At 69.3% G+C, this 24589-nt stretch carries 18 protein-coding genes; 14 read left to right on the top strand and 4 right to left on the bottom strand.

Features of this window, described 5'->3' with window-relative positions; genetic code table 11:
* Positions 1 to 84: 84 nt before the first annotated feature.
* The 8 genes from ACFQ91_RS13270 to ACFQ91_RS13235 are packed head-to-tail and all read left to right on the top strand — an operon-like array spanning position 85 to position 10124.
* Positions 85 to 888 carry an SDR family oxidoreductase gene (locus tag ACFQ91_RS13270; RefSeq protein WP_137824797.1) on the top strand — a complete coding sequence of 268 codons (804 nt, stop codon included), beginning with the start codon at positions 85 to 87 and terminating at the stop codon, positions 886 to 888.
* Position 889: 1 nt separating this feature from the next.
* Positions 890 to 2803: a Na+/H+ antiporter NhaA gene (gene nhaA, locus ACFQ91_RS13265; protein WP_376904159.1), complete on the top strand. Its 1914-nt coding sequence runs from the start codon at positions 890 to 892 to the stop codon at positions 2801 to 2803.
* Positions 2800 to 3519: an SDR family oxidoreductase gene (locus ACFQ91_RS13260; RefSeq protein ID WP_198500474.1), complete on the top strand. Its 720-nt coding sequence runs from the start codon at positions 2800 to 2802 to the stop codon at positions 3517 to 3519. Before nhaA ends, ACFQ91_RS13260 begins: the two co-directional genes overlap by 4 nt.
* 28 nt (positions 3520 to 3547) lie before the next feature.
* On the top strand, positions 3548 to 5032 hold the full coding sequence (locus ACFQ91_RS13255) for a cytochrome ubiquinol oxidase subunit I (protein ID WP_198500475.1): 1485 nt from the start codon (positions 3548 to 3550) through the stop codon (positions 5030 to 5032).
* On the top strand, positions 5029 to 6147 hold the full coding sequence (locus tag ACFQ91_RS13250) for a cytochrome d ubiquinol oxidase subunit II (protein ID WP_198500476.1): 1119 nt from the start codon (positions 5029 to 5031) through the stop codon (positions 6145 to 6147). Before ACFQ91_RS13255 ends, ACFQ91_RS13250 begins: the two co-directional genes overlap by 4 nt.
* Positions 6144 to 6482 (top strand): hypothetical protein, encoded by a 339-nt coding sequence (locus tag ACFQ91_RS13245; protein ID WP_344258432.1) that lies wholly within the window; start codon positions 6144 to 6146, stop codon positions 6480 to 6482. Before ACFQ91_RS13250 ends, ACFQ91_RS13245 begins: the two co-directional genes overlap by 4 nt.
* Positions 6472 to 8571: an ATP-binding cassette domain-containing protein gene (locus ACFQ91_RS13240; RefSeq protein WP_198500478.1), complete on the top strand. Its 2100-nt coding sequence runs from the start codon at positions 6472 to 6474 to the stop codon at positions 8569 to 8571. The genes ACFQ91_RS13245 and ACFQ91_RS13240 overlap by 11 nt, the downstream gene beginning before the upstream one ends.
* A complete protein-coding gene (locus ACFQ91_RS13235) occupies positions 8568 to 10124 on the top strand; it encodes an ATP-binding cassette domain-containing protein (RefSeq protein WP_198500479.1) in 1557 nt (518 codons plus the stop codon). Before ACFQ91_RS13240 ends, ACFQ91_RS13235 begins: the two co-directional genes overlap by 4 nt.
* A 53-nt stretch (positions 10125 to 10177) precedes the next feature.
* Here ACFQ91_RS13235 and ACFQ91_RS13230 read toward each other — a convergent pair whose 3' ends face one another.
* Entirely contained in the window at positions 10178 to 10699 is a 522-nt protein-coding gene (locus ACFQ91_RS13230) for a TetR/AcrR family transcriptional regulator (RefSeq protein ID WP_198500480.1), read from the bottom strand.
* A gap of 106 nt (positions 10700 to 10805) precedes the next feature.
* Here ACFQ91_RS13230 and ACFQ91_RS13225 point away from each other — a divergent pair, with 106 nt between their 5' ends.
* Positions 10806 to 12356 (top strand): MFS transporter, encoded by a 1551-nt coding sequence (locus ACFQ91_RS13225; protein ID WP_198500481.1) that lies wholly within the window; start codon positions 10806 to 10808, stop codon positions 12354 to 12356.
* Between the two features lie 288 nt (positions 12357 to 12644).
* On the opposite strand, the gene ACFQ91_RS13220 is transcribed toward ACFQ91_RS13225, so the two are convergent.
* From ACFQ91_RS13220 to ACFQ91_RS13210, 3 genes are read right to left on the bottom strand one after another with little or no spacing between them, the layout of a single operon-like run.
* Positions 12645 to 14192: a tripartite tricarboxylate transporter permease gene (locus tag ACFQ91_RS13220; protein WP_198500482.1), complete on the bottom strand. Its 1548-nt coding sequence runs from the start codon at positions 14190 to 14192 to the stop codon at positions 12645 to 12647.
* Position 14193: 1 nt separating this feature from the next.
* Positions 14194 to 14880: a tripartite tricarboxylate transporter TctB family protein gene (locus tag ACFQ91_RS13215; protein ID WP_198500483.1), complete on the bottom strand. Its 687-nt coding sequence runs from the start codon at positions 14878 to 14880 to the stop codon at positions 14194 to 14196.
* Complete coding sequence (locus ACFQ91_RS13210; protein ID WP_232623828.1) at positions 14877 to 15959, bottom strand: tripartite tricarboxylate transporter substrate binding protein; 1083 nt, start codon at positions 15957 to 15959, stop codon at positions 14877 to 14879. The genes ACFQ91_RS13215 and ACFQ91_RS13210 overlap by 4 nt, the downstream gene beginning before the upstream one ends.
* 239 nt (positions 15960 to 16198) lie before the next feature.
* Here ACFQ91_RS13210 and ACFQ91_RS13205 point away from each other — a divergent pair, with 239 nt between their 5' ends.
* The 5 genes from ACFQ91_RS13205 (at position 16199) to ACFQ91_RS13185 (ending at position 24566) form a co-directional block, all read left to right on the top strand.
* Positions 16199 to 18505, top strand: a complete 2307-nt coding sequence (locus tag ACFQ91_RS13205) for a S9 family peptidase (protein WP_344258428.1) — start codon at positions 16199 to 16201, stop codon at positions 18503 to 18505.
* A gap of 257 nt (positions 18506 to 18762) precedes the next feature.
* A complete protein-coding gene (locus ACFQ91_RS13200; RefSeq protein ID WP_198500485.1) occupies positions 18763 to 19746 on the top strand; it encodes an ABC transporter substrate-binding protein in 984 nt (327 codons plus the stop codon).
* Between the two features lie 168 nt (positions 19747 to 19914).
* Positions 19915 to 20910, top strand: coding sequence for an ABC transporter permease (locus ACFQ91_RS13195; protein WP_198500486.1), 996 nt, complete (start codon positions 19915 to 19917; stop codon positions 20908 to 20910).
* A 3-nt stretch (positions 20911 to 20913) separates the two neighbouring features.
* Complete coding sequence (locus ACFQ91_RS13190) at positions 20914 to 21705, top strand: ABC transporter ATP-binding protein (protein WP_198500487.1); 792 nt, start codon at positions 20914 to 20916, stop codon at positions 21703 to 21705.
* 893 nt (positions 21706 to 22598) lie between these two features.
* On the top strand, positions 22599 to 24566 hold the full coding sequence (locus ACFQ91_RS13185) for a BCCT family transporter (protein WP_232623892.1): 1968 nt from the start codon (positions 22599 to 22601) through the stop codon (positions 24564 to 24566).
* The last annotated feature ends 23 nt before the right edge of the window (positions 24567 to 24589 follow it).

The following is a 24589-nucleotide window of genomic DNA, read 5'->3' as shown; positions in this document are numbered from 1 at the left end:
CACCGCACCACCGCACCACCCACAACTGAACACTCCGGAGCTCGCGCAGCAGTTCCGGGGACGAGCACGAGGAGACACCACCTCATGACCGAGGACGCGCAGCCGGCGCCCGACGCGCAGGCCGAATCCCCGCAGCAGACCGCGTCTGGGGCGCGGGTGGCCCTCGTCACCGGCGCGACCGGAGCGATCGGCGCCGCCGTCAGCCGCACCCTCGCCGAGCAGGGCATCCGGGTGGCCATGCTCGCCCGCAACCGCCGCCGCCTCGAGCGCCTCGCACAGCAGATCGACCGACCCGACCAGACGCTCGTCGTCCGCGCCGACGTCACCGAGCCCTTCGACCTCGTCGAGGCCAGGGACGCGATCCGTGACCGCTTCGGCACCGACCCCGACCTCGTCATGGTCAGCGCCGGGGTGATGCGGGCGGCGAACTTCGAACAGTCCGTGCCCTCGGAGTGGAAGGCGATGATCTCGACGAACGTCGAAGGCGCCCTCTACACCGCGCAGACCTTCGCCGAGGGCCTGCTGAAGATCGGTGAGACGAGTCGCCCGGCCGACCTCATCTTCGTCGGCTCCGCCCCCGCCCAGCAGCGGACGAAGTCGTACGCGGTGTTCTCGGCGATGGCCGCCTCGGTCGAACAGCTCGCCAAGCACCTGCGCGCCGAATACGGCGATCGCGGAGTCCGCGTCCACCACATCGCCCCGTTCTACGTCACCTCCGAACTCGGAGCCGACATGAGCGACACCGAGCACTACCGGCGGTTCCAGGAACGCGCCGACGAATTCGAATCCATCGACCCCGACCGTGTCGCGAGGCTCGTCTGCTTCATGACGCAGATGCCGGCGCGCGCCAACCTCGCCGCCGCGACGGTCCGACCGGTGAGGAGCTGACATGGCCAATCGCCTGACCGCGGGGCTCACCGCGTTCTTCCGCACGGAGAGCGCCGGCGCCGTCGTTCTGCTCGCCGCCACCGCCATCGCCCTCCTGTGGGCCAACCTGTCCCCGGACAGCTACAACGCCGTCATCCACACGGAGTTCGGGCTCGTCGCCGGCACCGCCGAACTCGAGATGTCCCTTCAGCACTGGATCAACGACGCAGTGATGATGCTGTTCTTCTTCCTCGTCACCCTCGAGGTGAAGAAGGACGTCGTCCTCGGCGAACTGCGCTCGTGGAAGCGCGCGGCACTGCCGATCGTCGGTGCCGTCGCCGGACTCGTCGTTCCCGCGCTCATCTTCGTCGCCATCACCCGGGGCACCCCCGAGGTGGGGGCCTGGGGTGTCGTCATCTCCACCGACACCGCGTTCGTCGTCGGCATCCTCGCCGCGTTCGGCTCCCGCATCCCCGCGCAGCTGCGCGTCTTCATCCTCGCCCTCGCCGTCGTCGATGACATCGGGGCACTCGCCGTCATCGCCTTCTTCTACACCGAGGACATCAACCTCCTCTGGCTCGGGATCGCCGCGGCCCTGGCCGCCGTCACCTGGTTCGTCCAGAAGATGCAGGCGTGGCGCGGCCTCGTCTACGCCATCCTCGGCGTCTTCCTCTGGTTCGCCGTCCTCCAGTCCGGAGTCCACGCGACGATCGCCGGTGTCATCCTCGGCCTGCTCCTGCCGGTGTTCCCGCCGAAGCATCAGCTCGTCGACGAGGCGGAGGATCTCACGGCGAGCTTCCGCCGCAGCCCGAACGCCGAACGCGGCATGTCCGCGGCTGAGGGCATCCTTCGCTCGGTGTCGATCAACGACCGCTTCCAGCTCTCCCTGCGCCGCGTCGTCAGCCTCGTCATCGTCCCCGTCTTCGCGCTCGTCAACGCCGGTGTCCTCATCACGAGCGAGTCCCTGTCCCACGCCTTCGGTTCGGCCCTGACGTGCGGTGTCATCGCCGGCCTCGTCGTCGGCAAGTTCGTCGGCATCTTCGGGGCGACGATGCTCGGACGCCGTCTGCACATCGGCGAGCTCTCCGAGGCCCTGCGAGCCCGACACATCGCGTCGGGTGCCATGCTCACCGGCATCGGCTTCACGATCTCTCTCTTCATCGTCGACCTCGCGATCACCGACCCGGTCGCCCAGTCCGATGCGCGCATCGGCATCCTTACCGGGTCCGGTCTGGCCGCGCTCATCGGCGTCGTCAGCCTCCAGCTCACCGCCCGCTACGACCGCCAGCACGCCCCCGCGAGAGTGCAGCTCAACCGGCCGATCGACCTGTCCCGCGACCACATCTTCGGTCCCCCCGATGCGAAGAACTCGCTCACCGTCTACGGGTCGTTCGGCGGACTCGACGATGCCAACACCGAGGAGATCCTCGACCAGGTCATCGACCACTACGAAGGCGACCTCGCGTTCGTCTTCCGCCACATCCGCCCGACCGCCGACGGCGCACCCGAGCAGACGGGCGAAGCGCTCGAAGCTGTGGCATCCCAGCAGAAGGAGCTGTTCTGGCCGATGCGCCACGAACTCAACGAGATCAGTGAGGACCGCAGCTTGGACAACCGCGAACTCCTGCGCGCCAGCGTCAACGTCGGCGCCAACCTCAACCGCGTCGAGGACGACCTGCGTCGCGACGTCCATGTCTCCCGCGTCGACGAGGACTTCCTCGATGCGGAGAACATGGGCCTCCACTCCGGTCCCGTCCTCTTCGTCAACGGCCTCCTCTACGACGGGGACATGGAGCCGAATGCGATCATCGCCGACATCGACGCGACGAGTGCCGCCGAACCCGACGTCAGCGCCCGCCCCGATCACACGCTGACCTCCGACTGCGCCGTCCAGATCGGCCAGGCGCCGCGCGCGACCGCGGGAGGTCAGCGATGAGTGGGCCCCACGTCATCTCCGGCGGGGCCAACGGCATCGGGCTGCTCACCGCGCAGCGCCTGCTTGCCGCCGGTGAGTCCGTCGTCATCATCGACCGCGATGAGCTCCCCGCCGAGCTGGTCGACCAGCCGAATGTCACGTTCTTCCAGCAGGATGTCTGTGATCTCGTCGCGATGGCCGAGCTCGGCGTTGAGATCCGCGACCGCTGGCCGCAGTGCACCTCGGTGATCGCGAGCGCGGGCATCAACTACGTCGGGCCGTTCGCGGAGCTGCCGTTCTTGCAGTGGAACGAGGTGCTGACAACGAACGTCGTCGGTGCCCTTCACCTCATCCATGAGGTCCTGCCCTCCCTCCTTGGCACAGCCGAGGCGGGGGAGCGGGCCGACGTCATCACCATCGGGTCGATCGCCGACCAGAGCTACTTCCACGACGCCGCCGTCTACGGCGTGGCCTCGGCGGCACTGAAGACCTTCGCCGCTCAGCTGCGCATCGAACTGCGCGAGCGGGGAGTACGGGTGTCGAACATCGCGCCCGGTTATATCAGGTCGACGTTCGCCGAACGCCTCGAGGGCCTCGCCCACGAATACGACTGGCTCGGCGAGGGTCTGCTCACCTCCGACGACGTCGCTGACGTCATCGGGTTCGTCCTCAATCAGCCCGTCGGGGTCGCCCTCGGAGACCTCGACGTCGTCGCGACGAAGCAGGGGTGGGCATGAAACCCCATCCTCTGGAGGAGTGGTCGTCATGACCCTCGAGGACCTCTCGCGGCTGCAGTTCGCGCTCACCGCGATGTTCCACATCATGTTCCCTGCGATGACGGTGGGGCTGTCGGTGTTCCTCACCGTCGTCTACGGCATGTACTGGAAGACGAAGAAACCCGTCTTCCTCCAGATGTTCCGGTTCTGGCGGCGCATCTTCGGGGTCGGATTCGCCCTCGGCGTCGTCGCCGGTGCCGTCCTCACCTTCGAGTTCGGACTCAACTGGGGCGTCTTCGCCCGCGAGACCGGACCGATCATCGGCCCGATCATCGCGATGGAGGTCGTCACCGCGTTCTTCGTCGAAGCCGGGTTCATCGGGGTCCTCCTCTACGGCGACGGCCGGGTCAAGGAGCGGACGATGTTCATCGCCTGCCTCCTCGTCGCCATCGGCACCCTGCTCTCGACGACGTGGATCCTCGTCGCGAACTCGTGGATGCAGACGCCGGCCGGGTTCGAGCGCGCCCCCGACGGGACGTTCTTGCCGACGAACTGGTGGGAGATCATCTTCAACCCGTCGTTCCCGCTGCGCTTCACGCACATGTTCTTAGCGGTCCTCATCTCCGCCTCGGTCGTCATCGCCGGCATCGCCGCGTGGTACCTCATCAAGGGCCGGTCGCTCGCGTTCGCGAAGCGCTCGTTCTCGATCTCCCTCGGCGTCCTCGCAGTCCTCCTGCCCATCCAGATCTCCGTCGGCGACGACGTCGCCCTCGAGGTCGTCGTCGAACACCAGCTGCCGAAGTTCGCCGCGATCGAAGGGCACTGGCAGACGAACAGCTCCGGCTACTACCTCTTCATCGTCACCGATCAGCCGAACCAGGAGAACGCCGCGTCCGTCGAGGTGCCGCTGCTCGGGTCGTTCATCGGGCAGGATCTCTCCGGGCAGCTGCAGACCCCGGGGGTCTCCGACGTCGAACCTGACCCGGCCGAGCAGCCGCCGGTGTGGATGGTCTTCTGGGGCTTCCGGATCATGTTCTACGGCTCGATCATCCTCTTCGCCATCGCGATGTCGAGTGTCGTGCTGCGTCTGCGCGGCCGCCTCTACGACTCCCCGCGCTTCCACCGCGTGTGCCTGTGGGCGGCTCCCGTGGGGATCCTCGCGATCCTCGGCGGCTGGGTGACCGCGGAGACCGGCCGCCAGCCGTGGGTTGTCTACGGACACCTGCGCACCGAGGATGCCGTGTCCGATCTGGCGCCGGCCCACCTCGTGTTCTCCGTCATCGGCTTCATCGTCGTCTACGCGATCATGCTCGCCGCCTACATCGGCTACATCGTCTGGGCCGTCAAACGCGGTCCCGAGCACGACCTGCCCGGGGCCGAGACCCACGACGACCTCGACGACGACCTCGAATTCGCAAGCGTCGATGCCGGCCGGGCCCCCGCCGGCAAGGGCGGCGACGCCTCTCACGCGGGTGAGAGCCCGCCGGGGGACGAGCGCGGGGACCGCCTCGGCGAGGAGGGGAGGCCATCATGATGCAGGAGATCTGGCTCATCGTCCCCGTCCTCTGCCTCGTCATGTACATCATCCTCGACGGGTACGACCTCGGGGTGGGGATCCTCCTCCTCGGCGAACGGGATCGCCGCCGGCGCCGCGAGGGCGTCGAGGTCGTCGCGCAGACGTGGGACATCAACGAGTCGTGGCTCATCCTCCTCGGCGTCTCACTGTGGGCGGGCTTCCCCGCGGTCTACGGGGCAGCGCTGCCGCACGTCTACATCCCCGTCATCGTCATGCTGCTGTGCCTCATCGTCCGCGGCTTCGCGACCGAGCTCATCTCCCATCGCCACGACACCCGTGAGGCGTGGGTGCGGGCCTTCAGCCTCGGGTCGCTCGGGGCCGCGATCGCCCAGGGATTCGCCTTGGCGGGTCTGACCAGGCAGATCACGGTCGATTCGAACGGGGACTTCGTCGGTGAGCCGGGAATCTGGGATGCCGCCTCGGTGGGGATGACCCTGCTCATCGTCATCGGCACCGTCGTCGTCTACATGACGCTCGGGGCCGCGTTCCTCCGCCGCAAGGTCGACTCCCCGCTCGCCGTGGCCGCGGGACGAACGCTGCTCATCGGCGCCGTCGTCGTCCTCGCACTCATCGTCGGGTTCCTCGGCACGACCGATGTGCCGCTGACCTGGAGCGGCGCTCAGGGAATCCTCGTCGGCGTCCTGCTCCTCGTCGCCCTCGTCAGCGCGGTGCTCGCGTGGCGCACGCTCGCCCCCGATGCTCCGCCTCACAGCGCGTACCGGTGGACGGCGCTGCTCGTCGTCGCGTGCCTGCTCGCGGTCGTCGTCGGACGCTATCCCGTCATCCTCGCCTCCGACCTCACCGTCGCCGAGGCGGGCGCCCCCGACATCACGATGATCGTCCTGCTCATCGGGGTGGGGATCAACATCTTCCTCATCTCCTTCTACACGATCTTCGCCCACCGCGTGTTCTCCGGTCCGCTCGACGCGGGAGCGGGCAACGATGGGGGATTCACTCACAACGGTGGACTCCGCCCCGACGGAGGTTCGGACTCCGACGTGGGACCGGATTCCGACGGAGGTTCGGATTCCGACGGGGGATCGGCAGCGGATCGAAAGGCGGCCCAGTCATGAGCGAGAAGCGCAACGACGTCCCGGGCCGCGTCCCGCACGACAGCCAGCCGCACGACAGTGCTGCGGGCGGTGCCCCCCGCGACGGTCGGCCGGGCGGTCGCGAGTCGGGCGGTCGTGCCCGCGTCGTCCTCCGGCGCATCGGGCTCTTCCTGCTCGGCATCATCCTCTACACGATCAGCATGAACATGTACTCGGGCTATCCGTCGATCGGATCGCAGTGGATCAACCGCGCGGCGATCCTCGCGATCGTCGTCTTCGCCGCGGTCGTCTTCATCCGCGACGAACGCCGCCGCGCCCGCGAGGACGAGGACGACCTGCACGCCGATGTCGGCTGACACGGCCGCCGCCTCGGCGAGTGCCGACTCCTCAGGGTCGGGCGACCTGATCTCGAGCGGCTCGCTGACGGGCACTTCCGCGTCGACGGGGCCGACCTCGGCGGCCGGGGGTCCCGCTCCGGGGCAGGCCGCGTCCGCGGTCGGCACCGACACCGCCGTCGCCTGGATCAATGCGCACGCCGGTCCCGGACGTGTCCTCTTCCGCGTATCGGCCCTCGCCGAGGTGGCCGCGACGTGTGCGCTCATCGCCGGATGGGCGCTGCTCGGGGCCGGCATCTCCGCGTGGATGGCATCGGGTTCGGGTGCCGCGGGGACGGAAGTTTTCGGGAGCGGGCCGGGTGCGGCGCTGTGGTTCTTCGTCGGCGCCGCGATCGCGGCGCCGGTGCGGCTCGTCCTCCGGGTTCTCGCTGCCCGCTTCGCCGCGGCCGGCCGGGACCGGGTGAGCGCGGCGATCCGCACGCAGCTCGTACCCGACCTTCTCGCAGTGTCCGGGACGACGAGCGCGAGTGATGCCGCCGACGCCCTCATCGATGATGCGCCCGTGGTCGCGAGATACCTCGCCGGATCGCGGCCGCTGCGGATCGCGGCGGCTCCGTCGACCCTGCTCATCCTCGCCGCGGTGGCCGTCGTCCACTGGCCGGTTGCGGTGCTCCTCGCGCTGTGCACCGCCCTGCTGCCCCTCAATCTGCGACTGGCGGGACAGGCCACGCTCACGGCGGGGGAACGGCAGCTCGCCGCGTCGCGCCGGCTCTCTGCGGTCGTCACCGAGAGCGTGCGGGGCCTGCCGACGCTGGTGAGTCTGCGCGCGCGCGAGCGGCGGCGCGACGTGCTCGGCCGGGCGTCGACGAGGCTGGAGAAGTCGACGCTGCGAGTGCTCACCTTTGCGTTCCTCTCCGGTGCGGTGATGGACGTCGCGGTGACGTTCGCGATCGCCGTGTCCGCGACGTACACGGGGCTCGTGCTCCTCGGGTTCCTCACCCTGCCGGGGGCACCGGCACTCGGACTCGGTGGGGCGCTCTTCGTGCTCCTCCTCTGCCCCGCCTACTTCGCTCCCGCACAGCGCGCGGCCCGCGGCTTCCACGACCGCGACGACGCCCTCGTCGCCACCCGCGCCATCCTCACGGCCAGCGCGGGGCCAGAGCGCGAGGCGGGTCTCGGCCCGGGGCGAACGGCATCTCGTGGCCGGGGCCCCACCGCCGAACAGGGCGCGGGCCGCACTGCGGGAGGAGAACCGGAGCGCGAGACGGGTCGCGAACCGGGCTCGACCGGTGGCGGTGCCGAGACGGCGCCAGAGGGCACGGAAGCAGTCTCCGTGGGCACGGACGTGGTCGACGCCCCGGCAACCGGCACCGCTGCGACCGGCACGAATCCCCTCACTGGGCCTGTGCCAGCAGCCCACCTGCGCGGTCCGCACCTCGAGCTCGACCACCTCGGCGTCGGAGTCGGATCCTCTCCCATCCTCACCGACATCACGATGACCCTCCCCGCGGGGGAGTGGACGGCGATCAGCGGGCCGTCGGGGTCGGGGAAGACGACGCTGCTCCAGGTCATCGCCGGTCGTCGGGTGCCGACGACGGGCACGATCCGCCGCAGCGGCGGACCCGGCGGACCCGGCGCGTCCGGGGAGTCGATCGCGCACGGGTGGCTCGGCTCGGACACCGTCATCCTCGGCACGACGTTCGCGGAGAACATCAGCCTCGGCGATGAGTCGATCACCGCCGCCGACGTCCGCGCCGCCGCCCACACCGCGGGCCTCGACGAGGTGCTCGCGAGCCTGCCCGACGGCATCGACACCGCGCTGGGCACCCTGGGTCGACAGCTGTCGGCGGGGGAGCGGCGCCGCGTCGCGATCGCCCGCCTCGTCGCCGCCGACCGGAGCCTCTGGATCCTCGACGAACCCACGGCCCACCTCGATCGGGCCACCGAAGCCGCGATCCTCCGCACCCTGCGCGCGGCGAGCACCGGTCGCACCGTCGTCATCGCGACGCACTCACCGGCCGTCATCGCCGTCGCCGACCACACCCACGAGCTGCGTGCCGGCTCGCTCACCAGCGGCGCCGCCGCCGACCTCACCGGGGGCGACGCATGAGCGCGCGCCGCCGTCTCCACCTCCTCCCGCTCGTCGTCGCGGTCATCGCGGAACTGTGCTCGCTCGCGCTGCTCGCGGTCTCTGGCTGGTACCTGGCCTCGTGCGCGCTGGCCGGCCTCGGACTCCTCGCGACCTTCTCCTACCCGACCCCGAGCGGCATCGTGAGGATGCTCGCCCTCGGCCGGATCGGGGCGGGGTACGGGCAGAACGTCCTCCTCCATCGGTCGGCGCTCGCCGACACGACCCGGGCCCGACTCGCGGTCTTCGACGACCTCGCCGCCACCGGCTCGGCCCCGGCCGACGACCGCGCAGTCGACCGACTGCTCACGGACGCCGCCGTCGAGGGCGAGCGGGTGCTGCGGGTGACCGCGCCGCTCGTCGTGACGATCTCCGCCGTCGTCACCGCGATCATCGTCGCCGCCGCAACGTTCCCCCTTGTCACCGCGCCGCTGCTGGTCGGAGCAGCGATCATGTTCGTCCTCGCGCTCGCACCGGCTCCCACGGATGACGGGCACGGTCGCCTCCGTGCCGAGGTGCTCGCGAGCATGGACGCCGCCCCCGAACTCGAGTCCCTCGGCGGAACTCCGCTGCTGCGGGCGCGCGTGCTCACGCAGCTCGACACCCTCACCGCCGCCGACCGCCGCCTCGAGGAGAAGCAGTCGCGGCGCCAGATCGTCGCCGCGCTCGCCGCCGGCCTCGCGTTCGGTGCGGTCCTCCTCGTGTGCGCCCTCGCGGCCGGGATGGTCGAGTCCGCTCTCCTGCCGATACCGCTCTTCGTCATGGTCGTCCTGCTCGCGTTCGGGGTCCTCGAACGCACTTTCGCCCTCGGTGAGATCGTGCCCCACCTGCAGAGACTGCGGAGCATCCGGGCACGCCGAGGCAGCGGCGGGTCTCCCGGGCACGTGTCCTCGATGGCGGTCGGCCTCGCCGAATCGGGCGCGCTCACTCTCGGTGGCGCTGTCGGCGGCGCGTCGCCGACAGGTGGTGACATCGTCATGCCCGCGGGAGCGACGGCAGCGATCATCGGCCCCTCGGGGACCGGGAAGTCGACCCTCCTCGCGCAGATCGCCGAGGCTGTCCGCGGCACTGCTGCTCCTACGGCCGACCCGCGTGGGACGTCAGCCGAGACTCGCACGGTCGCGGTCGTCACCGACGACGAGTTCCTCTTCACCGGCACTGTCGCCGGCAACCTCCGCCTCGGCGAGCCGGACCAGGCGCCGCTGAGTGCCGAGGACATCCGCGCGGTTCTCGAGGAGCTCGATCTCAGCGCCGATATCGGTGCTGAGACCCGCACGGGGATCGGTGGGCGGGCACTCTCACGCGGTGAGACCCGGCGCCTCGTCATCGCCCGGGCCGTGCTCTCCGCGCCCGACGTCCTCCTTGTCGACGAACCGGACCTCGGCCTCGATCCGCATACCTTCGCGACGGTGCTCGCGTTCGTCCGGACGCGCCTGCCGGAGGCGACGATCGTCTATGCCGCCCACAGCGCGCCACCCGGTATGGAGGTCACCGTCGACCTCGGTGCCGTGACGGATGAGGTGCGGCGCCGCTGACGCTCGTCGGTCGAGCTGCACCGCTGGTGACTTCGTGACGCCGCGTCCCGCTCCTAGAGGCCGAGGCGGGCGAGGACGTTCTTCACGTGGAGGAGCGCCTCCTCCTCGGAGAGGCCGAAGTTCTGGTTGAGGTACATCCCGTCGCCGATGAGCTGGATCGTCATCGCCAGGTGCGGATCGCCGAGGTGGTCGTTGAGCACCGCGAACCACTGCTCCCGGGTGTCCTTGAGGGCGATGCGGGCCTCCTCGTACTCCTGCGCGAGGCGACTGGCGGCGATGAGGCTGCGGTCGAGGGGAGTCCCGACCTCGGCGGAGGTCTCGAGGTAGTAGATGTGGGGTCCCTGGTCCGATGACCGCATCGTCTCGATGTCGGCATCGACATTGGCTCGCAATCGCTCGAGGCTGCCCTCGACGAGTTTCGCCTTCGACCCGAAGTGATAGAGCAGGCCGCCCTTGGACACTCCCGCCTCGGCGGCGACGGCGTCGAGCGTCGCACCCGCCGTGCCGTGCGCATCGAGCAGGGAGTCGAAGGCGTCGAGGAGCCTCTCTCGGGTGTCGGAGGAATTGCGTGCCATGCGCACGAGCCTAGCGGACGGGAGGAGGCGCCTGCGACGAACATCACCGCCGTCGGGCCAGGGCGATCTCTTGATTACTGTACCGTCTGGCCGGTACAGTAAAGGCATGACTTCACCACAGACACTCCACGTGCGCGCCGGCCGGCGTGAATGGCTCGGCCTGGCTGTGCTGATGATCCCTGTCCTCCTCATCTCCATCGACAACACGGTCCTCGGCTTCGCCCTCCCGGCGATCAGCACGGGCCTCCACCCCACGGGCACGCAGCTGCTGTGGATCGTCGACATCTACGCCCTCATGCTCGCGGGTCTCCTCGTGGCGATGGGCAGCATCGGCGACCGCTTCGGCCGGCGGCTGCTCCTCCTCATCGGCGCGACCGGCTTCGGAGCCGCGTCCCTGGTCGCTGCGTTCTCGACGACGCCCGAGATGCTCATCCTCGCCCGCGCCCTCCTCGGCGTCTTCGGGGCCACGCTCATGCCCTCGACGCTCTCCCTCATCCGGAACATCTTCCTCGACCCCCGCGACCGCCGCATCGCGATCGCGACCTGGGCCGCGCTCTTCGGCGGCGGTGCCGCCCTCGGCCCCGTCGTCGGCGGTCTCCTCCTCGAGCACTTCCACTGGAGCTCGATCTTCCTCATCAACCTGCCGCTCATCGCGATCTTCATCCCCGCTGCGCTGCTGCTCCTGCCGGAATCGCGCGACCCCCAACCGGGCCGCATCGACCCGACCTCGATCGTGCTCTCGATGCTCACCCTCACCCCGCTCGTCTTCGCGATCAAGCACGGCATGTCCGACGGGCTCGACTGGATGTTCGCCGCGGCCGTCGTCGTCGCCGTGGTCTCGGGCACCCTCTTCGTCCTGCGGCAGCTGCGGTCGTCGAACCCGATGCTCGACGTCAGGCTCTTCGCCAATGCGGTGTTCACCTCGGCGGTGGTGGCGAACCTGCTCAGCCTCATGGGCCTCGCCGGCTTCCTCTACTTCGGCACGCAGGTCCTCCAGCTCATCCTCGGCCTCTCCCCGGTGACCGCGGCACTCGCCCTCGTCCCCGGACTCGTCATGTCGATCGCGGCCGGCTACCTCGCCGTCCCCCTCGTCGCCCGCATCCGGCCCCGCGTCGTCGTCCCCGCCGCGCTCGCCCTCAACGCGGTCGGGCTCGCGTTCGTCGCGTTCACCCCGGAGCCGAGCGTGCCCGGCATGATCATCTCCTTCATCGTCCTCGGCGCGGGCATCGGCACCGCCGAGGTGATCACCAACGACCTCATCCTCACTGCGGTGCCCGCGAACAAGGCCGGAGCCGCCTCGGCGATCTCCGAGACCGCCTACGAGTTCGGCTCCGTCATGGGCACGGCCGTCCTCGGCGGGCTGACGACGATGGTCTTCGCCTCGCAGCTGCGCGGTGCGCTGGGGAACGCGGCGTCCGCGCCGGAGTTCGAGACGCTCGGCTCCGCGCTCGAGCACGCCGGCGAGATCGGCGGACGCGTGGGCGACGAGCTCGCGACCACGGTCATCCACGCCTTCGACCTCGGCGTGCAGTGGGCCGCCGGCGGGGCTGCGATCGTCGTCTTCGCCGCCGCCGTGCTCACCGCGTTCGGGCTCAAGGGCGCCGGGAAGACCTCGTCCTCCGAGTCGAGCGACCGGGAGCCCGTGCCCGCGCACTGAGTCACCCGCCGAGGTGGTCCGCCGACGCGTGAGCGCACGGGCCTTTCGCCGAGGCGGCAGTGTCCCCGCCGGTGTACCGTGTCGCCACGTGGGCGCGGGGGAGCGGGGGCGCAGCACCGGTGCGACGGTCGGGAGACGATCGCCAAGGATGAGAAGCGCCGAGGTGGGTGCGGGCAATGAGCCCGCACCCACCTCGGCGCTTCGTGCGTTCGCGGCGCATCCGGCTGCCACCGGACCGGGCCGGCGAATCCGGCTGCCACCGGACCGCACGAACGGATCACCCCCGCGTCAGAGGACCCCACTCTCCTCACGGGACGTCCGTCCCTCCAGCACCTGCCGCTGCTTCCGCCTCGCGAGCACACGACCGGTGCCCGTGTAGATGAGGGCGGCGATGAGGATGATGTAGAGGACGATGCTCATCGGCGACGCGATGAGCACCGAGGCATCGTTGCCCGAGGACAGCAGCGCATCGCGCAGGCTCGTCTCGGCCAGGGGGCCGAGCACCATGCCGATGAGCAGCGGCGCCAGCGGCACCCCGTAGCGCTTGAGCACGAAGCTGATGATCGCGATGCCCAGCAGCACGAACAGCTCGAACGTCGACGCCGAGGTGGCATAGATGCCGAGCCCGCAGAAGACCGCGATGCCGCCGTAGAGGTACGGCTCGGGGATCTTCAGCAGCTTCGCCCACAGCGGCGCGAAGGGCAGGTTGATGAGGAGGAGGACGATCATCGCGATGAAGAAGCTCGCGAGCAGACCCCACACCAGCTCCGGTGCCCGATCGAAGAGCAGCGGTCCCGGCTGCAGACCGTACTGGCGGAAGGCCGCGAGCATGATCGCCGCGGTCGCCGAGATCGGCAGACCGAGCGCGAGCAGCGCTCCCATCGCGATGCCCGTCGTCGCGCTGCCGGCGGCCTCGGGCGCGGCGAGACCGCGGATCGCGCCCTTGCCGAACTGCGGGTCCTTGCGGCGCGAGTCGAGTTTGCGCTCGAGTCCGTACGCCATGAACGTCGGGACGTCGGCGCCGCCGACGGGGATGACGCCGAAGGGCAGGCCGATCGCCGTGCCGCGCAGCCACGCGGGGGCGGCCTCGCGGAACTCGCGGCCGGAGAGGAACGGCCGGCCCGAGGCGTTGATCGTGTTGTCCTTCGGTGCGCGCCGGATCCGGGAGGCGATGAAGAAGACCTCGCCGAGGGCGAGCATCGCGACGGTGACGGTGACGAGCGAGACGCCGTCGAAGAGCTCGGGCTCCCCGAAGGTGAAGCGCTCGGTGCCCGAGACCGAGTCGATGCCGATGACGGAGATCCCGATGCCGAGCACGAGCGCCATGAGGCCCTTGAGCACGGAGTCGGCGACGACCGAGGAGGTGGCGACGAACGCGAAGAGCGCGAGCGCGAAGTACTCCGCGGGTCCGAAGCTCGTCGAGAGGTCGGCGAGCAGCGGGGCGATGAAGACGACGAGGATGCACGAGATGATGCCGCCGATGAACGCGCCGATCGCCGCTGTCGCCAGGGCCTGCGGGGCGCGACCGGATCTCGCCATCTTGTGGCCCTCGAACGTCGAGGCGATCGCCGAGGACTGGCCCGGCGTGTTCATGAGGATCGCCATTGTCGAGTCGCCGAAGAGACCGCCGAAGTAGACGCCGGCGAACATGATGAACGCGCCGGTCGGGTCGAGGGCGAAGGTCATCGGCAGCAGCAGGGCCACGGCCATCGACGACCCGAGGCCCGGCAGCACGCCGACGGCGGTGCCGAGGAAGCAGCCGACGATGACCCAGAGCAGGTTCATCGGCGTGAATGCGTGGGTGAACCCTTCGAAGAGGGACTGGACGGCATCCATATCAGATTCCACCTCCGAGGATTCCCGAGGGCAGGTTGAGCCCGAGCAGGACGTCGAATGCGATGTAGACGAGCGAGGAGACCGTCAGTGCGAGCGTGAGGTCGAACAGCGGTCGGCGCGAGCCCATCGCGCGGGCCACGCACCAGAAGAGGAGCGCGGCGGCGATGATCCAGCCGGCGAACTCGAGGATCGCGGCGAAGGCGGCGAATCCGCCGACGGCCCAGCCGAGCGAGACGAAGTCCGAATGCGTGCGATGCGTCGTGTCCTCAGCGCGCGCCTCGGCGATGGCCCTGAGGTCCGAGGTCGGCTCGTCCTCCTCGTGCGGAGCCAGCCGGGAGGCCGCGACCGCCGAGGTCACCGGGGTCGAGAACGCCTTGTCCTCGACCGCCTCGGCGGGGGCGATCGCGTCAGCGTCGACGGGTTCGGGGTTGCGGATGATCGCGATCGCCAGGAGCACCGTGATGGCGTAGCCGGCGATCATGATGATCATCGGGAAGAACTGCGGCCCGGGCGGGTCGACGTCCTCGGCGACGTCCATCGTGAGGATCCCGATGAGCAGGTACGTCGAGAAGGCGCCGAGGATGAGCGGGACGAGGAGACCCGAGCGGCCGTGCCACCAGGTTCCCTCGCCGAGGTGGCCCGTGCGGGTCCGTGTGCGATTGCCTGATCTGTTCGCCGTCGTGGTCACAGTCCCAGCTCCTTCAGGAGGTCTTCGATGCGACGGGTGTCCTCGGCGATGAAGTCGGCGAACTCCTGGCCGGTCAGCCACACATCGGTCCACTTGTTGCGCTCGAGGGCGCCCTGCCACTCCGCGCTGTTGCGGGTGGCCTCGAGGATGTCGACGAGCTGCGCGGTCTCGTCCTCGGTGATGCCCGGGGCACCGAGCCAGCCGCGCCAGTTCGTCAGCGTGACCTCGAAGCCCTGCTCGCTCATCGTCGGGATGTTCTCGAAGCCGGCGAGGCGCTCGGGAGAGGCGACGCCGAGGGCTTTGACGCGTCCGGCCTCGATCTGGTCGGAGACCTCGTTGAAACCCGTCGAGGCGAAGTCCGTCGTCCCCGACAGCAGGGTCTGGATCGCCTCGCCGCCGCCGGACTTCGGGATGTAGGTGATCGACGACGGCGGGATGTCGCCGAGGAGGGCGAGCTGCGCGATCGTCAGGTGGTCGACCGAACCGGCCGATCCGCCCGTCCACACGAAGCCCTCGGGGTCCTCCTGCCATGCCGACATGACGTCGCCGAGGGTGTTGTACGGCGAGTCGGCGGCGGCGATGAGGACGTCGTAGTCCTCGGCGACGCGGGCGAGCAGGGTGGTGTTGTCGAAGCCGACGGGGGAGTCGTTGAGGGCGATCCCGCCGACCATCGCGGTGCCGGTGGCCAGCAGCGTGTCGGCCTGGCCGTCCATCGTCGAGAACTTGCCGAGCCCGATCGTGCCGCCGGCGCCCGGGATGTTGACGACCTGGGCGTTGTTGGCGATGCGGGTCACGCGCATCGCCTGCTGGGTCTCGCGCGCGAATCCGTCCCAGCCGCCGCCCGCACCGGCGGGGGCGATGAGGGTGAGATTCGAGGAGAGATCCCCGGTCGCCGAGGCGGAGCGGATCGAATAGCCGGTCGCCGTGCCGATCGCCGCGACGGCGATGACGCCGTAGGCGACCTTGCCGAACAGGCGACGGGAGACGCCGCCGGATCTGTGTGGGTCCCCGGAATCGGGGGCGGTGCCGGAGTCGGGGCCGCCGGGCGGCCCTGCGCTGCCGGATGACTGCATCATCATTGAGCAGATGTCCCTTCTTCATCGTCGAAGAACGCCTTCACCTGCGAAGACGTACGTAATCCTCAGTCTAGTGTGGCGTGGGTCACCGTCCGAGGTTGAGTGCAATAAACCCGTTTGCCGCGTTCTGCGCCTTCTGCGCATTCTGCTCACGGCGGGGTGTGCTGGAGTGTGCTGCGGTGTGCCGGGGTCGGCGATCCCTCGCACCCGGGCCCCCTTGCACGGGTGGCTATGGTGGGCACATGACGTCTTCCGATTCCCCGCACCCCGATCCGACCCCCGCCGAGGCGATCGCCCCCGACGCGGGCACCCCGACCGCAGCTGAATCGGGCACCCCGGCCCCCGCCCCCACCTCGGCGCCGGTGGCGAAGAAGGTCCCGCACGAGCGCACCCACCACGGGCACACCTTCGTCGACGACTACGAATGGCTGCGGGACAAGGAATCTCCCGAGGTCATCGCCCACCTCGAAGCGGAGAACGCGTGGACCGAGGCGCAGACGTCCGACATCGCCGGGCTGCGGGAGGCGATCTTCATCGAGATCAGGACCCGCATCAAGGAGACCGACATGTCGGTGCCGACCCGGCGCGGCGGGTACTGGTACTTCACGCGGACCCGGGCCGGACTCGACTACGGCATCCACGTGCGCGTGCCGATCGCGGACGCGCAGGACTGGACGCCGCCGGAGGTCGGGGACGAACCGCTGCCCGGCGAGGAGGTCATCTTCGACTCGAACGAGGCGGCGCAGGGCTCGGACTTCTTCTCGCTCGGGACGTTCTCGCTCACCGACGACGGTGCCCGCCTCCTCTACGGCGTCGACACCGCCGGCGACGAGCGCTACGTCCTGCGCATCCGCGACCTCGCCACGGGCGAAGACCTGCCGGATGTCATCGAGAACACCTTCGCCGGGGCCTCGATCGACCCGACCGGCCGCTTCGTCTTCTACACCACCGTCGACGACGCGTGGCGCCCGGAGAAGGTGTGGCGCCACGCTGTGGGCTCCGACAGCGCCGACGACGTCTGCATCTTCCACGAACCCGACGAGCGCTTCTTCGTCGGCGCCGGCTTCTCCCGCTCCGGCCGCTACCTCTTCATCGTCACCGGGTCGAAGACGACGACCGGCTACTGGACGCTGCGGACGAGCGACCTCGAGGCGGCCCCGGCCGAGGTGTGGCCCCGCGTCGACGGCGTCGAGTACTCCGTCGAACACGCCCTCATCGACCACGAGGACCGCTTCCTCATCACACACAACCGCGACCGCGCCGACTTCGACATCATCGATGTGCCCGCCGCGAACCCGACCGGCGACGCCACGGAGACCGCGGACGCCGTCGACGCCCCCGCCGGCACGAGCCTCGACCCGACGACGACCGGCCGCCGCGTCCTCGTCGACGTCGACGGCCTGCGCATCGAGGAGGTCGACGCCTTCGTCGGCTACATCGTCATCAGCTATCGCCGAGGCGGCTTCGCCCGGGTCGGCATCGTCCCCCTCACCGGGGCGCCGAGCACCCCGTTCGGTCCGCTCGAGGAGCTGCCCTTCGACCGGGAGACCGGCACGCTCGGCCTCGGGCCGAACCCCGAGTTCGAACAGCCGGCGATCCGCCTGACGTTCACGTCGATGTCGACGCCCGCCGTCGTCTTCCAGCACGACATCGCCACCGGAGCCGACACCGTCCTCAAGCGCCAGCCCGTGCTCGGCAGCGTCGACCTCAACCAGTACGGCGAATCCCTCGTCTGGGCGCGGGCCGCGGACGGCACCGAGATCCCCGTCTCCCTCGTCTACCGCACCGACCTCGTCGATGTCGGACCCGACGGCCGCCTCGGCGCCCCGGCCCCGCTCGTCCTCTACGGCTACGGCTCGTACGAGATCAGCGTCGACCCGTACTTCTCCGTCGCCCGGCTCTCCCTCCTCGACCGCGGCGTCGTCTACGCGATCGCGCACGTGCGCGGCGGCGGCGAGATGGGCCGCCACTGGTACGACGAGGGCAAGACCACGGTGAAGACGAACACATTCACCGACTTCATCGCCGTCGCCCGCCACCTCATCGCCGAAGGCTGGACGACCCCGGAGAAGCTCGTCGCCACCGGAGGCTCGGCCGGCGGGCTCCTCATGGGGGCGGTGACGAACATGGCGCCCGAGCTCTTCGCGGGCATCAGCGCCCACGTGCCGTTCGTCGACGCGCTCACCTCTATCCTCATGCCCGAACTCCCGCTCACCGTCATCGAATGGGAGGAATGGGGCGATCCGCTCCACGATCCGGAGGTCTACGAGTACATGCGCTCGTACACCCCCTATGAGAACGTCGCCGAGGCGGCCCACCCGCAGATACTGGCCGTGACCTCCCTCAACGACGCCCGGGTCCTCTACGTCGAACCCGCGAAATGGGTCGCCAGGCTGCGCGAGGTCGGCGCCGATGCGCTGCTGCGCACCGAGATGGCCGCCGGTCACGGCGGTGCCTCGGGACGCTACGACGCGTGGAAGGAGACGGCGTTCGACTTCGCGTGGATGCTCCGCGTCCTGGGACGATCGGACGTGCAGATCACCCCCTGAGCGGACGCGTGGCCGTGCAGATAACGATCTGCAGACGAAACGTCTCCCGATGTGTGATTTCGACTACTGGTGTCAGAGGCGCCGAATAGAGTTGATAGCATCACAGTCGTCCAGCACCGACCCGTCCTCGACGCCGAGGACACCCGGGGTCGGTCAACGGTTGGACTGATGCTCGACCGCCCCGAAGCGACGGGGCGGTCATCGGTTCGCCCCGGAGCCTTCAAGCCCCGGGCCGATATTTTTCAAAGGGGAGAAGTATGCGTCTCAAGCAACTGGCCGTGGCCCTCGTCGCCATCGGTTCGATGGCCGCGGTCTCGGCGTGTTCCGGCGGCGACAGCGGCGGAGGTGAGGGCGGCGGGGACTCCTACAGCATCGGCATCTCCCAGCTCGTCCAGCACCCGGCCCTCGACGCGGCGACCGCCGGGTTCAAGAAGTCCTTCGAGGACGCCGGAGTCGAGGTCGACTGGGACGAGCAGAACGCCAACGGCGAACAGGCCAACGCCACGTCGATCGCGCAGAACTTCGCGAGCTCCGACCTCGACCTCGTCCTCGCCGTCGCCACCCCGGCAGCGCAGGCCGCGGCCCAGGCGATCACCGACAAGCCCGTCCTCTTCACCGCCGTCACCGACGCGGTCGAGGCCGGCCTCGTCCAGTCGAACGAGGCGCCCGGCGGCAACGTCACCGGCACCTCCGACCTCAACCCGGTCGCCGATCAGCTGCAGCTCGTCAAGGACGTCAAGCCCGACGCGAAGACCGTCGGCATCGTCTACAGCTCCGGTGAGGTCAACTCGCAGGTCCAGGTCGACCTCGCGAAGGAGGCCGCCCAGGGCATGGGGCTCGAGATCAAGGAGGCGACGATCGCGAACTCGAGCGAGCTCGGCCAGGCCGTCGACTCCCTCGGCAAGGTCGACGCCTACTACGTGCCCACCGACAACAACGTCGTCTCCGCTGTGACGACGATGGTCCAGGCCGCTGAGAAGAACCAGGCGCTGCTCGTCGGCTCCGAGGCCGGACAGGTCGAACAGGGCGCGGCGATCACCCGCGGCATCGACTACACGAAGCTCGGCGAGCAGACCGGCGCGATGGCGCTGCAGATCCTCCAGGACGGGGCGAAGCCGGCGGACATGCCGGTCGAGACGAGCGAGACCCTCGAGCTCGTCGTCAACCCCGAAGCGGCGAAGAAGCAGGGCGTCGAGATCCCGCAGACCCTCATCGACGAAGCCGACAAAGTCATCGAATGACGCCGAGGCGGGTCTGCGGTGAGTGCTCACCGCAGACCCGCGTCGTGTTCCCTCCCACCAACCCTCTCACCAACCGCAGGCGGCGTGAGCCGCCTGCGCAGCGCCCGGGACGAGTCCCCGGGCGGCACGGCAACCAGGGCGATGCCCTGACGATCTGATCGGACAGCAATGTACGGAGCGCTGGAGCTCGGGCTCATCTACGCAGCCATGGCCTTGGGTGTCTACCTCACCTTCAAGGTCCTCAACTTCCCCGACCTCACCGTCGACGGAAGCTTCACCACGGGAGGCGCCACCGCGGCCTCCCTCATCATCGCCGGGGTCAACCCGTTCCTCGCGACGCTCGCCGCCGTCGGCGCCGGCCTCATCGCCGGGTTCATCACCGGCCTCCTCCACACGAAGGGCGGCATCGACGGACTGCTCGCCGGCATCCTCACGATGATCGGCCTGTGGTCGATCAACCTGCGGATCATGGGACAGGCCAACCTCTCCCTGCTGCGCGAGGACACCGTCTTCACCCCGCTGCGGGCGAACATGTGGCTGGGGACATGGGTGTCGATCGCGATCCTCATCGCCTTCGTCCTCGTGCTCAAGTTCCTCGTCGACTGGTTCCTCACCACCGACCTCGGACTCGCCATCCAGGCCACCGGCAACAACCGCGAGATGATCCGCAGCCTCGGCGTCAACACTGACAACACGACGATGCTCACGCTCGCGCTGTCGAACGGACTCGTCGCCCTCTGCGGCGCGCTCATCGCGCAGTACCAGGGGTTCGCCGACATCAGCATGGGCATCGGCCTCATCCTCGTCGGTCTCGCCTCGGTCATCCTCGGCCAGGCGATCTTCGGCAACCGGAACATCGTCATGGCCAGCCTCGGCGCGATCCTCGGGTCGGTCATCTACCGCATCATCATCTTCCTCGCGCTGCGCGCGGGCCTCAACACCGATGACATGAAGCTCACGACCGCACTGCTCGTCATCGTCGCGCTCCTGCTGCCGCGGTGGGGCTTCCTCAAGCGGATCCCGTCCCTGCGCTCGCGCGGCAACCGGGCTCCGGCGAAGCTGCCCGAGGGCACGACCGACGATCCGGCCGTCGTCCATGCCGCACAGGGCGGCGTCTCCGCGGGGACTGCCGGTCCGCGCTCCTCGACCGTGAAGGAAGGCTGAGCCATGCTGACGATCGACGCGATCTCGAAGACCTTCTTCCCCGGCACCGTCAATGAGCGCAAAGCGCTGCAGAACCTCTCGCTCACCCTCGCCGAATCCGATTTCGTCACCGTCATCGGGTCGAACGGGGCGGGCAAATCGACCCTGCTCAACACGATCTCCGGTCGACTGCCCATCGATTCCGGATCGATCACGATCGACAGCGCCGAGGTGGCGAAGAAGCCCGAATATCGCCGGGCCGCCTACCTCGGGCGCGTGTTCCAGGATCCGATGGCCGGGACCGCACCCGACCTGACGATCGAGCAGAACCTCTCGCTCGCGCTCAAGCGCGGACGGTCCCGTGGGTTGGGGCGGGGGACCACCTCGGCGCGGCGGGAGCGCTTCCGGACCGAACTCGCGACCCTCGAACTCGGGTTGGAGAACCGCCTGAAGACGAAGGTCGGGCTGCTCTCCGGTGGGCAGCGGCAGGCGCTCAGCCTCCTCATGGCTGGGTTCACGCAACCGCGGATCCTCCTCCTCGACGAGCACACCGCTGCCCTCGACCCGCAGCGGGCGGCGCTCGTGACGGAGCTGACGGAGAAGATCGTCGCCGCCGACGGGCTGACGACGCTCATGGTCACCCACAACATGGAGCAGGCGATCTCGCTCGGCAACCGGCTCATCATGATGCACGAGGGCCGCATCATCTACGAAGCCGACGCCGAGAAGAAGAAGACGCTGACGGTCGAGGCCCTGCTCGGGGAGTTCTCGAAGCTCAAGGGCGCCTCGCTCGGCGACCGCGCACTCCTCAACTGAGGTCCGGCGCGCTCCTCGACTGACGCTCCGCTGACCAGCACGGTTTCCATCACCGACCGTGCCGGTCAGCGGAGCGCGTTGCATTCAGGCAGGAGCGCGCGCTGCGTTCGAACAGGTGCGGGCGCTGCATTCCGGCAGGAGTGATTGCCGTTTCGCTGGATGACGATGTCCCTTTGAGATGGTTCGCAGAAGCTGTTAATCTCCCACACCATGGGCAGTTCCAGGAGCTCGAGATCACACCGCCGTGGTCGAACGACCCCGGAAACGCCATCCCGGCAGCGGCAATCCCGGCAGCGGCATCGGCCGCATCGGCAGCCCCCGCAACGGCATTCCCCGCGGCGGCGGGAGCCGGCAGGCATCTGCTCGAGCGGTGGAGACCCCTGACCGCCCGACAACCGCCCCACGCAGACGAAGTGCGCCGGAGCGCCGTATTCCTCCCCGCCGGCCACGACTCCGGCGACCAGCGTTCCCGCGCCCCCCGAACGCCGCTGACCCGCCGAGCTGAGCTGCCGAACGCGCTGCCGCAGAGCAGACCCACCACCGGATCACAGCCCACCACCGGACCACATCTACCTCCCGTCCCCGAGACCGACCACTGAGAAAGGCCCATCGTCTTGTCCCGCGACTCGACCGACGACCGTCACACCACGCCCGACACCGCACCTGACACTGAGGCCGTGCCCGCGACCACGCCAGCCGACGCGCCGCCCGAGCACTCCCTGTCGCTGCGCACCCCGGCCCGCCGCGCCTCCCGCGAACGGATCAGAGCCGACGCCAAACGGGTCGGCCGCGACGCCAAACGGGTGAGCCGGGATGCCGGCAAGGGCCTCGGCGCCCTCGACTACGCACGCCCCAAACCGGCAGGCGGCACCACCTCGGCGCCGGCAGACGGTATGGACGAGGAGACGTCGACCCAGTACCCGCACGACATCCACCCGATCCTCGTGCCGGGCATCGCGATCGACGAACAGCGGCGCCGGTACTCGATCGACAAGGTGATCTTCGCGATCGCCGGCGGCCTCACCGTCGCGTTCGTCATCTGGGGCATCGCCGACCCCGGCAGCGTCTCCACCGTCGCGAAGGCCGCCTTCGACTGGTCGACGCTCAACGTCGGCTGGTTCTTCAACCTCGTCGCGATCGTCGTCCTCGTCGCCCTCCTCATCATCGCGTTCTCGCCGTACGGGCGGATCCCGTTGGGCAAGGACGGGGAGAAGGCGGAGTTCAGCACGTTCGCGTGGGTCGCGATGCTCTTCGCCGCCGGCATCGGCATCGGCGTCCTCTTCTTCGGCCCCTCCGAGCCGCTCACCTACTTCATCACCCCACCGCCGCTGACGAACGACCCGGAGACCATCGAAGCCCTCCACGGCTCGATGGCCCAGACCTACTACCACTGGGGCTTCCACGCGTGGGCGATGTACGCCCTCGTCGGCGGGGCGATCGCCTACGCCGCCTACCGCCGCGGCCGCTCTCTCCTCCTCTCCTCGATCTTCCGCAGCCTCTTCGGCAAGCGCCAGACCGAGGGCTTCGCCGGCCGCCTCGTCGACATCTTCGCGATCGTCGCCACCCTCTTCGGGACCGCGGCCGCACTCGGCATCGCCGCGATGCAGATCGGCACCGGTGTGACGATCGTGTCCGGCGCCGGCCCGATGACGAACACGATGCTCGTCATCATCATCTGCATCCTCACCGTTGGCTTCATCATCTCCGCGGTCTCCGGCGTCTCCCGCGGCATCCGCTACCTCTCGTCGATCAACATCGTCCTCACGGTCGGCATCGTCGCGCTCGTCCTCTTCCTCGGCCCCACCCTCTTCCTCCTCAACCTGCTGCCCTCGGCGCTCATGGAGTACCTCGGCTCGTTCTTCGACCTCATGGGCCGGTCCCTGTCGTGGGGATCGGAGACGCAGGAGTTCCAGTCGGTGTGGACCGTCTACTACTGGGCGTGGTGGATCTCGTGGTCGCCGTTCGTCGGCACGTTCATCGCCCGGATCTCCCGCGGCCGCAGCATCCGCCAGTTCATCCTCGGCACGATCTTCATCCCCTCGACCCTCCTCTTCGTCGCGTACGGCATCATGGGCGGCACGTCGATCTGGATGTACCGGGAAGGCGCGGCCGGGTTCACCGAGACGATGGCGGCCCCCGAGGTGTTCTTCACCCTCATCGGCAACCTGCCGGGCATCGGCTGGCTGCCGGCCGTCGCGATCGTCGTCCTCGCGATCTTCTTCATCACCTCCGCCGACTCCGCGTCGGTGGTCATGGGCATGCTCACGAGCCGCGGCGACCAGACGCCGAAGAAGTGGGTCGTCGTGTTCTGGGGCCTCGTCATGTCGGGCATCGCCGTCGTCATGCTCCTCCTCGGCAACGCGAGCGCCCTCGAAGGCCTCCAGCAGCTCGTCATCGTCACCGCCGTGCCGTTCGCCCTCGTCATGATCCTCATCATCGTCGCGTGGGTGAAGGAGCTGCGCACCGACCCGATCGCCCTGCGCCGCAAATACGCGCAGAACGCGGTCGACAATGCCGTCGTCGCCGGCGCGGAGACCTACGGAGACAACTTCGCCCTCCACGTCGTGCCGACCGAACCCGGGGACGGGGCCAACGGCGACATCGACTCCGAGCACGAGGACTACACCGACTGGTACCAGCGCACCGACGAGGACGGGGCACCCGTCGGCTACGACTACGAGACCGGTCAGTGGGCCGACGGGTGGACCCCGGAGACCGCGGACTCATCGGAGAGTGAGACGGACACCCCCGCCGAGGCGGCCGCAGGGTCCGACTCCGACCCCACCGAGGCGGCTGCCCAGTCCCGCCTCAGCGGTGCCGTGGAGACCGGGGGTGAGCCGGAGGCCCGTCCGCGTGACTGAGGTCTCGGCGACGCCACGGTGGT

It is taken from the genome of Brevibacterium sp. NPDC056726 (assembly GCF_042790515.1).
Lineage (GTDB): Bacteria > Actinomycetota > Actinomycetes > Actinomycetales > Brevibacteriaceae > Brevibacterium > Brevibacterium sanguinis.
The sequence above is the reverse complement of the archived record's forward strand: the minus strand, read 5'-3'. Positions and strand labels throughout refer to the sequence as shown.